Source organism: Siccirubricoccus deserti (assembly GCF_014283215.1).
GTDB classification, from domain to species: Bacteria; Pseudomonadota; Alphaproteobacteria; order Acetobacterales; family Acetobacteraceae; genus Siccirubricoccus; species Siccirubricoccus deserti.
Genome location: NZ_JACOMF010000086.1, coordinates 1 through 10,227, shown reverse-complemented (window position 1 = coordinate 10,227; position 10,227 = coordinate 1). Strand labels below are relative to the sequence as shown.

Sequence of the window (10,227 nt, the reverse complement as noted above, 5' to 3'; positions counted from 1 at the left end):
CCATTCGGCATCCGTCAGATCGGAGGGGTAGCGCAGCCCGCGCCGATCCGCCGCACGCCGATGCTCCGCTGTCCACGCCATCCTGCTTCCCCACAAATCGCCCGCAGGAGAAGGGAATCACATCCGATTCAGGTAACTCAATTCCTTTTCGGATGGGCTCTGAAGGGTACCGGTCGTCCCGCCATTGACCGTAATGACGTTGTAGCCGTTATCGGTTGCCATCGAAGTGCACCGCTCGGCTCGCGTGGCAGGGGGACCTGCCTGGGATCGCTTGGACCGGCATGGGATCCGCCCATTGCGATTGCGCGAGCCCGGTTCGGGCGGCGCAAACCAGGGAGAGGAAATCCATCCAGGCTTGTATCGATCATTTGTCGGAGAGTGGCGTTGAAGTCCACGAACCGGGAGTTGCTAAGATTTATGTTACACACTTTCGCAATAAATTAATTCCGCCAACACAACCTATGCGGGATTTTAATGTATACTGCTTATATAGGTTGCGTGACATTCATGGCGCCCAACCGTTTGCGCCGCAAACCAATCCCTCGCCCGCCCGCGGTGTCGCAGCCGCCGCCCTGCCCGCCCCGGCCTTGCACCGCCCGGGTACCCCGGCTATACGCCGCTGCCCGCACGGGGGCCTCTTCCCCCGCGCAGCCGCGCGCCAGGCCTGTAGGGCATGCCTGTCCGCGGTTCCGCGCCCCGCCAGCCGGCGGCCGGCGCTTTCCGACCACAGGAGGTCCAAATGCCCAAGATGAAGACGAAGTCTTCTGCGAAGAAGCGCTTCAAGATCACCGCCACCGGCAAGGTCATGGCCGGCCCCGGCAAGAAGCGGCACAACCTGTCCGCCCGCAGCTCCAAGGTGAAGCGGCAGAACACCGGCAACCAGGTGCTGCGCCACCAGGATGCGGTGACGGTGATGCAGTGGCTGCCCTACGGGTTGGACCGGTAAGGGGGACAGGCCATGGCACGCGTCAAACGGGGCGTCACCGCCCATGCCCGCCACAAGAAGGTCCTCAAGCTCGCCAAGGGCTATGTCGGCCGGTCCTCGACGAACTACCGCCCCGCGCTGCAGCGGGTCGAGAAGGCGCTGCAATACGCCTATCGCGACCGCCGCAACAAGAAGCGCGACTTCCGCGGGCTGTGGATCCAGCGGATCAACGCCGCGGTGCGTGAGCACGGGCTGACCTACAGCCAGTTCATCGCCGGCGTGAAGGCGGCGGGGATCGAGCTGGACCGCAAGGTGATGGCGGCGATCGCCTTCGACGATCCCACCAGCTTCGCGGCGCTGGTCGAGAAGGCCCGCGCTGCCCGTCCTGCGGCCAACCCGGCCGCCTGACACTTCCCTGCTTCGGAAGCAGTTGCGCAGAGGGCCGCTCCCGCCAGGGTGCGGCCTTTTGCCTGTTCGGGACCGGATGAGATGACCGAGACCACCACCACGGGCGACGACCTCGCCGCCCTCGCCGCCGAAACCGCGTCCCAGCTTGCCGCCGCCACCGACCTGCGCGCCTGGGATGCGGTGCGCGTCGGCACGCTGGGCAAGAGCGGCCGGCTGACCGCGCTGCTGAAGGGCCTCGGCGCCGTACCGCCGGAGCAGCGGAAGGAACGCGGCGCCGCGCTCAACCAACTCAAGGCAAGGCTGGAGGGCGAGATCGAGAGCCGCCGCCTGGCGCTGGAGAAAGCCGCGCTCGACGCCCGCCTCGCCGCCGAGCGGCTGGACGTGACGCTGCCGCCGCGGCCGCACCCGCCGGCGGGGGCGGAGGCCGGCGGCATCCACCCGATCAGCCGCACCTTCGAGGAGCTGATGGCGCTGTTCGGCGCCCAGGGCTTCAAGGTCGCCGAGGGCCCGGACATCGAGAGCGACTGGCTGAATTTCTCCGCCCTCAATATCCCGGACCACCACCCCGCCCGGCAGGACCACGACACCTTCTACCTGCCGGCCGGACCGGATGGCCGGCGGCCGGTGCTGCGCACCCACACCTCCCCGGTGCAGGCCCGCACCATGCTTTCGCAGGAACCGCCGATCCGCGTCATCGTCCCCGGCCGCACCTGGCGTGCCGACCATGACGCGACCCACTCCCCGATGTTCCACCAGGTGGAGGGGCTGGTAATCGACCGCGGCATCACCCTCGGCCATCTGAAGGGCTGCCTGATCGATTTCCTGCGCGCCTTCTTCGGGATCTCCAATTTGCCGGTGCGGTTCCGCGCCAGCTACTTCCCCTTCACCGAGCCATCCATGGAAGTCGACATCGGCTGGAACCGGAAGACCGGGCAACTCGGCGCCGGCGGCGACTGGCTGGAGATTCTGGGCAGCGGCATGGTCCACCCGAAGGTGCTGGCCAATTGCGGCATCGACCCGCGGGAGTGGCAGGGCTTCGCCTTCGGCATGGGCATCGAGCGCATCACCATGCTGAAGCACGGCATGCCCGACCTGCGCCCCTTCTACGAGAGCGACATGCGCTGGCTGCGCCACTGGGCGAGCGACCCGCTCTCGCCCCCCTCGCTGGCGGAGGGCGTGTGAGATGAAATTCACCCTCTCCTGGCTCAAGGCGCATCTCGAAACCGAGGCGAGCCTCGACGAGATCCTCACCGTCCTCAACCGCATCGGCCTTGAGGTCGAGGGCGTGGAGGATCGCGGCGCGGCGCTGGCCGCCTTCCGCATCGCCAAGGTGGTGGAAGCCACCCAGCACCCGAATGCCGACCGGCTGCGGGCGCTGAAGGTCGATCCGGGCGACGGCAACCTGCTGTCCGTCGTCTGCGGCGCGCCGAATGCACGGGCCGGCATGAAGGGCGTGGTGGCGCTGCCCGGCGCCTTCATCCCCGGCACCGGCATCACCCTGAAGAAGGGCGAAATCCGCGGCATGGCCTCCGAGGCGATGATGCTCTCGGCGCGCGAGATGGGTCTCGGCGAGGACCATAGCGGCATCGTCGACCTGCCGGCGGATGCGCCGCTCGGCGAGAGCTACGTGCGCTGGGCCGGGCTGGACGATCCGGTGATCGAGATCAGCGTCACCCCCAACCGCGGCGATGCGCTCTCGGTCCAGGGCGTCGCGCGCGACCTGGCCGCTGCCGGGCTCGGCCGGCTGAAGCCGCTGGAACGGCCGGCGATCACCCCCGCCTACCCCTCGCCGCTGCGCTGGGAGATCGCGGACGAGCGGGCCTGCGACTATGTGCTCGGCCGCGCCATCCGGGGCGTGAGGAACGGCCCCTCGCCGAAGTGGCTGCAGGATCTGCTGGTGGCGATCGGCCAGCGACCGATCAACGCGCTGGTCGACGTGACCAACCTCTACACCTACGGCCTCGGCCGGCCGCTGCATGTCTTCGACGTGGCGAAGGTGAAGGGCAGCACCCTGACCATGCGCATGGCGCGGGAGGGCGAGAGCCTCGCCGCGCTCAACGGCAAGAGCTACGCGCTGACGCCGGAGGACGGCATCATCGCCGATGAAACGGGGCCCGAGGCGCTCGGCGGGATCATCGGCGGCGCGCCCACCGGCTGCGACGAGACCACCACCGAGGTCTTCATCGAATGCGCGCTGTTCGACCCGGTGCGCATCGCCCTGTCCGGCCGGCGGCACGATATCCGCACCGATGCCCGGGCGCGGTTCGAGCGCGGCGTGGATCCGGCGCTGCCGCGGCTTGGGCTGGAGCTTGCCACCTGGACCATCATGGAACTCTGCGGCGGCGAGCCGAGCGAGGTGGTCGCCGCCGGCGAGGAACCGCGCTGGCAGCGCAGCGCGACCCTGCGCTTCGAACGCCTGGCCGGGCTCGGCGGCGCCGATGTGCCGGCGGATGAGGCGGTGGGCATCCTCGAACGCCTCGGCTTCACCGTGCAGGCGCGGGATGCGGCGCGGGTGACCGTCGCCGTGCCGTCCTGGCGCAACGACATCGCCGGCGCCGGCGCGCTGGACCAGCACCCGTCGCTCTCGCCGGAACGCGCCCGCGCCGCCGCCGAGGGCTGCGCCGAGGTCGAGCCCGAGGCCGATCTGGTGGAGGAGGTGCTGCGTATCCGCGGCCTCGACCAGGTGCCGCCGGTTTCCCTGCCCGTCGCCGGCATCGTGCCGCCGCCGGCGCTGACGCCGAAGCAGTCCCGCGCCGTGCTGGCGCGGCGGGTGCTGGCAGCGCGCGGCATGCTGGATTGCGTCAGCTTCGGCTTCATGGAAGCCAAGGTGGCGGCGCGGTTCGGCGAGACCCCAGCGGTGCTGCGGCTGGAGAATCCGATCGCCGCCGACCTCGACCAGATGCGGCCGACGCCGGTCGCCAGCCTGCTGCTGGCCGCCAGCCGGAATGCCGCGCGCGGCTGGCCGGATGTGGCGCTGTCGGAACTGGGCGCCGCCTACCGCGACCCGACGCCGGAGGGCCAGCTCGCCGTCGCCGCGGGCGTGCGCGCCGGGCATACGCCCCGGCATTGGGCGGAGCCCTCGCGCCCCTTCGACGCGATGGATGCAAAGGGCGATGTGCTGGCGGTGCTGGCGGCGCTCGGCGTGCCGATGGCGGCGCTGCAGGTCACCGCCGATGCGCCGGGCTTCTACCACCCGGGCCGCAGCGGCGTGGTGCGGCAGGGCCCGAAGACGGTGCTGGCCACCTTCGGCGAGATCCATCCGCAGGTGCGCGGCGCGCTCGACCTGTCCGGGCCGGCGGTGGGGTTCGAGGTCTTCCTCGATGCCATCCCGGAGCCAAAGCGCCGGAAGAGGGGCGCACCGGACCTGCCCGCCTTCCAGCCGCTGCGGCGTGACTTCGCTTTCCTGGTGGATGCGACGGTCCCGTCCGAGGCGGTGCTGCGCGCGGCGCGCGGCGCGGACAAGGCGCTGGTCACCGATGTCGCGCTGTTCGATTGCTATGCTGGCGACAAGCTGCCGGAAGGCAAGGTCAGCCTGGCCATCCAGGTGACCTTGCAGCCGCGCGAGGCGACGCTGACCGACGCCGAGATCGAGACGGTGGCGGCGAAGATCGTGGCGGCGGTGGGGAAGGCGACAGGGGCGGTGCTGCGGTAATACCGGCCGGCGTGAGACTGGCTCACCTGTGTCTTTCCGGCGCGGCAGACCGGACACTCAGTGCGTGCCGGATGCGGAACTCGCATCCCATCTACGCCTTGGCTGCTTGTTCAGCTGCCAGCGTCCGGTCTGGTGTTCGCAAGCTCCGCTGCATTTGGACAGACGACATCGAGTTCTGGTGGACGCGTGAGGAGGCCAAGATGGCCTGATCTGCGCGCCACCTTCCAGGCTCCGCTCCGGCGGTGAGGCTGTCGCTGTCGGGACGGTGGGTGGCGGCGACCGTGCAGTGTCCGTTGGCCGATCCAGCGTATCATGCCCGATCAGGCGGCCTCAGACATCGCGGCGCCCCACCCCTGGCCCTCATCTTGGGGCGGCTCACACCGACCCCGGAGAGAACCATGACCCCGGCGGCAGCGAGCCTCCACCGCGGTGCGTGACCTGGATGCCCCGATTGGGGAACAGGCTCTCAGACAGGCCGCCGCCGCAACCCTCGTGTCAGGCCGAGACCGAGCAGGCCGGCGCCGAGCAGTGTCATCGACACAGGCTCCGGCACTGTGGTGGGTCCAGCAGCGCCAACTTGGATGGTGAGAAACTCTCCGGTGCCGGCGTCGGTAACCGTGTAGGTGCCAGCGATCATGTTCAGGCTGGCGAAGCTCGCGTTGTTCCAGGTCCAGCTCTGGTCGGGCGTCCAGATGCCGTCAACGATGTCGGCACTGTTCACGCCGAGGCCAGGCTTCTGGCCGTTGTCGTAGATGTAGGTCGCAAAACCCTTTGTTCCCGTGATGGTGCTGACACTGAAATTACTGGCTGTCCACGGGCCGTTGGCGCTTGCCCAAGCGGAAAAGTTCGTGCCGGCATGGAAGCCGAAGGCCACGTTCACGCTCCCAACGGTCGTACCGCCCATAATGTCGTGGCTGCCGTTCTCCTCGATACCAGCCCCGCCCCAACCGGAGGGGTGGCTTTGTTGCACCAGCAGACGGGTATCGACCGAGCCGGAGGACGTCATGACGACGTTCCCGTCGACCTCGCTGAACGTGAACACGGCGCCGGCGAGTGCGGCGGCGGGTGCCAGCGCCAGCACGGCAGCGGTCGGTATTGCAAGAAAACGATACATTTCGTGGCCCGCGTCATGTTGTTGCAGCAGTCGCCCGGTGACCAGGGACGCAGAGAGGACGTAAGCGAAATTCGTGCCGTATATGAAATTCCTTTAGACTCAATATTTTGTACACAACGGCCGTCCTGTGAGGGCCGCAGGTGTAAAAAATCCCGACATTTCGTTCTAAATAAGTAATTTACCTGGGGCCGCACGCCTGACGCCCGCCACCGGAACCACGGTCGGAGCTGGGCCGTATGTCGCGTACCCGCTCCATAATTTCGCCAACATGGGGTATTCGGGGCTCGCAACATCCCCGACGCCTGACTGGCTAGGGTTGGCCCCGGGCACGCCTTCTCGGGAGAAGCCGCCATGGGGCGGTATGTCGCGCTTGACGTCTCGCTGAAGGGAATCAGCGTCTGTGTGACCGACGGCAAGGGCGCCGCAGACAGCGCGCGTGGGATCGGAAACCGGCGCTACCTCCCCTTGGTTGTACCATGCATTGAAGAAGGCGGATCAGCTTGTGGTGCTGATGGACGCGCGGCATGCCAATGCCGCGCTCTCGACGCGGCCAATCAAGTCCGACCGCTGTGATGCTTGCGGTCTGGCGGAGATGCTCCACATCGGATGGTACCGTGCCGTCACCGCCAAGAGCTTCAGCTCGCATGAACGTTTGGCGCGGCTCGACGGCGCCGCCTGGTCAGGACCCGAGTGGACCTGGATGGGCAGATCCGCAGCCTGTTGAAGACCTTCGGCCTGATCCTCGGGCTAGGCAACCGCGGTGCCCTGATCCGCCGGGCTGAGGCCCTGACAGAAGGCAACCCGACCATTCGCGGCCTGGTAGCCAAACTTGCCGAGGTACGGCGGCAGGTTGTTGCCCGTATCGTCGCACTGGACCGCGACATTCGCCGCCTCGTGCGCCGCGACCCCGTCTTCAAGCGGTTCATGACCGTGCCTGGGATCAGGCCAACGGGACCGGACGAAGGATGTCGCTCCAGCGGCGCGGCAACAGGCGACCCAGCTACTTGGGAAGAACGCGCGGCTGGCCCATGACGCGGATAAGGTTGTCCTGGCAGACGCGGGGGAGGGCAAGCCGGCGCCGGCCGCGCCCTATATCACCAAAGCGTTGGGCAGCAGATTGGCCGAAGCACACGAGGCGATGCAGGCACTGGCCGCTCGGTATCGGCCGGACGATCTGAACCGCATCGGCTTCCGCCTCTATATGAGGCGTTCCGGCCTGAGGTGCCCGAGGGCGTAAGGGCTGGGGAGCGAAGGGGGAGTTGCAGATTCACCGGGTGCGGAGGGCTACCGCCTAAAGAGGCGCGGCGGCTTTCTGTGCCCGGTACGCCCCCCCGCTGGAGGAAACTGGTGCCGACACCCGGGATTGAACCGGGGACCTACTGATTACGAATTAGCCATCCACGTGAGGATACTCTTTGCGTAGCTGGACAAGATTCCCGAAAGACCGTGTTTTAATAGCTCCCTTGGGATCCGGTCGTCTTCCGTGATATTCCGAGGCCGCGCCGGATTTGGACCCCCGGTGGACCCCGGAGTGGGGCTTGGTACGGAGTATTCGGGCGGTGAAGCGCGACCTAAACGACGCATGGCTTCGGGGTTTGAGGCCGCCAGAGAAGGGCAGGCTTGAAGTCTGGGACACTCGCGTGGGCGGGCTCATGCTGCGTCTTACGCCCACTGGCGCGGCAACTTGGTCCGTGCGCGCGCGCACCCATGATGGAAAGCGCACTCGGCCCACCCTCGGCACTTGGCCTGGTCTGGGTATCGCCGAGGCGCGGAAACGTGCTCCCGCCCACCTCGCCGCGATCCACAGCGGCGCCGATCCTGTTGCCCAGAAGCGCGCCATCCGCGCTCGGCGCGAGGATCAGCCCACCGTTGCCTTGCGTGTTGCCGAGTGGCTTGTTGCGCGTGAAACGGATCCGGCGAAGCCGTTGAAGCCTCGGACGGCGGCCGAGTACCGCCGCACCATGGAGCGCGACGTGCTGCCGCGCATTGGTACACGGTCGCTGCGCGAGACGACGCGAGAGGACTGGACCCGCCTGGTCGCTGCCAAGAGGCGCGAGGCGCCAGCCATGGCCTCTCTGCTTTACCGCTGCGCCTCAGCCTTCCTTGGCCACGCCGAGGCGCACGGTTGGATCACCTCGAGTCCGCTGCCCCGCAAAGGGCTTGCGGCCATCGCCCCGCCGCCCGCCCCGCGCGAGCGTGTCCTTTCGGATGGCGAACTCCGCGCCGTGTGGGACGCGAGCGCGCAACTAAACCCGAGGCCACGGGCGTTCGTCCGAATTTTAATCCTGACCGCTACGCGGGAGATGGAGGTCGCAGACGTCGCGGCCGGCGAGGTACACGTCTCGATGGAGCGGTGGATGATCCCAGGCAAACGCACCAAGAATCGGCTGCCGTACACGGTGCCACTCTGCCCACTCGCGCTTGCCGAGGTCTCGGCCATCTGGCCTGACCATGTTGGTGAGGTTGCGTTCGACTGGCGGCTGCTCGGCGCCATCGGCGGCGGAGGCTTCCGGGGTTTCTCAAAGCTAAAGGCGAAGCTCGACGCGTTATCTGGTGTCACTGACTGGCGCTGGCACGACCTCCGCCGAACCGCTCGCACCGGCATGACGCGGCTTGGCGTCTCGCGGGAGCATGCGGAGGCAGCGATCAACCATGTGTCCGGTCGGTCCAAGCTGGAACGGACTTACGATCGGCATGACCATGCGGAGGAAGTGCTGATGGCGCTGGCGCGCTGGCAGGCTCATGTAGCTGATTTGATAACAACAAGCGCCGTCGAGGAGCCACCTATCCATAGGCACCGATCGTGAACGGGCCCAAGCTACCTCCGACCACAGCGACATCGATAACCGCGACGGGCGAGGCCATCGACTGGTCGGATTGGCACGGCATCACTCTCGCCGAGATAGTGGACCTTCTCTACACGCAGGTGCTTGAAACCCGGGGCCCCGGGTTCTTATGCGCATGGCGTCGGGAAGACCCGGAGAGCGCTCCCGACGACGACCTGTTCAAACAACCTCTGCTGGCCTCCTTCTGGATCGGCTTTGATGCTGCATTGCCGGCTCGGCCGGACAACGACGTTATGCACGCGCCACTCGCCATGTACCCTCTCCTGCAGAGTACGTCTGATGCCGTCCACCGTGGCTGGCTCAGGCGGCTGAACAGGTTGGAGGTGCAGCGAGCGGTCTGGTTCGCCGAAGCTGTCGAGCCAATGATCGTGGCGCTCCAGACGGGCTTGGTGGGCGCCGCCGGCCAGCAGGAGCCCGTTGAGGCATTTGACCAAGCGGCCGAGCCGGTGCCCTTTCCGGCGCTAGATGATCGGGCATGGCGCCTTGAACGAGCGAAAAGTCGGTTCATCGTTCTCGCTCCCGACGGTAATTCGGTCCTCGCGTTTCGACGCGCAACACTGGCGGCCCGGAGGGCCTCCACTCCAACAGCGGCCCCCCAGCTGGAGATTTACCGGACGGGCATGCCAGGTCACCCTACCAGCAAACACCTTGTCATTGGCGAGTTTCGGCGCCGAGCGGCGGAGGGGCAACTGGAGGCAACGGTCACGGCAGAGGCGAAGCTCCTCGCCGAATGGCTGGGGCGAGAGCATCCGCGCGCCGCCCGCGCAACTCACCGGACCATCGAAAACCAGATCAGGGGCGAGTATCGTAGACGGGGCATTCCCACAGAATAAACGACGTGCAGTGTTTCTGTGGCGATATATCGTGGTCCTGCGGACATCGAGTGTCCCTGCGTTCTCCAGTGACGCAGGAAGCCTCCAATGCAGCCTACCCCCACCCGCAAGTCGACGACCGTGAACGCAGCAGAGGTCCGGATCGCAGAAACTGCGCCGGCCGCTGCCACCGATGCCACAGCTGACCCGCTGCTGACCGCCCGCGAGGCCGCGTCGGAGGTCGGGCTGAGCCTCCCTGCCTTCTGGCGCGGCGTTAGCGCAGATAGGTTCCCGTCACCATACTACCCGGCAAGCCGTGCGCCACGGTGGCGGCGCTCGGAGCGATCGCGTCCCGGATGGTGGTGTAGGAGGCGGCCGCTGGGATGATGGCGGTCACCGTGGTGGTTCTCGGTAGGGTTGGGTTGCTGAGACCGACAACCCGAACCTCGGACCGCCACGATGACCGACGA

The 10,227-nt window shown here is 67.3% G+C and carries 9 protein-coding genes; 7 read left to right on the top strand and 2 right to left on the bottom strand.

From position 1 onward, the window contains the following. Positions 1-739 precede the first annotated feature (739 nt). From rpmI to pheT, 4 genes are all read left to right on the top strand, one after another. Entirely contained in the window at positions 740-946 is a 207-nt protein-coding gene (gene rpmI / locus H7965_RS26745) for a 50S ribosomal protein L35 (protein ID WP_186773599.1), read from the top strand. A 12-nt stretch (positions 947-958) separates the two neighbouring features. Then, positions 959-1,333 (top strand): 50S ribosomal protein L20, encoded by a 375-nt coding sequence (rplT, locus tag H7965_RS26740; RefSeq protein ID WP_186773598.1) that lies wholly within the window; start codon positions 959-961, stop codon positions 1,331-1,333. An 81-nt stretch (positions 1,334-1,414) separates the two neighbouring features. Further along, positions 1,415-2,515, top strand: a complete 1,101-nt coding sequence (gene pheS / locus H7965_RS26735) for a phenylalanine--tRNA ligase subunit alpha (protein WP_186773597.1) — start codon at positions 1,415-1,417, stop codon at positions 2,513-2,515. A gap of 1 nt (position 2,516) precedes the next feature. Continuing rightward, entirely contained in the window at positions 2,517-4,985 is a 2,469-nt protein-coding gene (gene pheT / locus H7965_RS26730; RefSeq protein WP_186773596.1) for a phenylalanine--tRNA ligase subunit beta, read from the top strand. Between the two features lie 466 nt (positions 4,986-5,451). Here pheT and H7965_RS26725 read toward each other — a convergent pair whose 3' ends face one another. Next, entirely contained in the window at positions 5,452-6,099 is a 648-nt protein-coding gene (locus H7965_RS26725) for a hypothetical protein (protein WP_186773595.1), read from the bottom strand. Between the two features lie 690 nt (positions 6,100-6,789). Between H7965_RS26725 and H7965_RS26720 the strand changes: the two genes are divergently transcribed. From H7965_RS26720 to H7965_RS26710, 3 genes are all read left to right on the top strand, one after another. Further along, the gene (locus H7965_RS26720) at positions 6,790-7,131 is read left to right on the top strand and encodes a hypothetical protein (protein ID WP_186773594.1); all 342 of its coding nucleotides are present in this window, start codon (positions 6,790-6,792) and stop codon (positions 7,129-7,131) included. 527 nt (positions 7,132-7,658) lie between these two features. Beyond that, entirely contained in the window at positions 7,659-8,906 is a 1,248-nt protein-coding gene (locus H7965_RS26715; RefSeq protein WP_186773593.1) for a tyrosine-type recombinase/integrase, read from the top strand. Then, positions 8,903-9,778, top strand: a complete 876-nt coding sequence (locus H7965_RS26710) for a hypothetical protein (protein WP_186773592.1) — start codon at positions 8,903-8,905, stop codon at positions 9,776-9,778. Before H7965_RS26715 ends, H7965_RS26710 begins: the two co-directional genes overlap by 4 nt. A gap of 253 nt (positions 9,779-10,031) precedes the next feature. On the opposite strand, the gene H7965_RS30525 is transcribed toward H7965_RS26710, so the two are convergent. Further along, positions 10,032-10,227: hypothetical protein (locus H7965_RS30525; protein ID WP_222440836.1), on the bottom strand; the 196-nt coding region annotated here is incomplete at its 5' end.

What these genes read in the sequence shown, in the direction of transcription:
- pheS (WP_186773597.1), top strand. Translation starts at nt 1,415, where the DNA reads ATGACCGAGACCACCACCACGGGCGACGACCTCGCCGCCCTCGCCGCC.
- H7965_RS26725 (WP_186773595.1), bottom strand. Translation starts at nt 6,099, where the DNA reads ATGTATCGTTTTCTTGCAATACCGACCGCTGCCGTGCTGGCGCTGGCA.
- pheT (WP_186773596.1), top strand. Translation starts at nt 2,517, where the DNA reads ATGAAATTCACCCTCTCCTGGCTCAAGGCGCATCTCGAAACCGAGGCG.
- rplT (WP_186773598.1), top strand. Translation starts at nt 959, where the DNA reads ATGGCACGCGTCAAACGGGGCGTCACCGCCCATGCCCGCCACAAGAAG.
- rpmI (WP_186773599.1), top strand. Translation starts at nt 740, where the DNA reads ATGCCCAAGATGAAGACGAAGTCTTCTGCGAAGAAGCGCTTCAAGATC.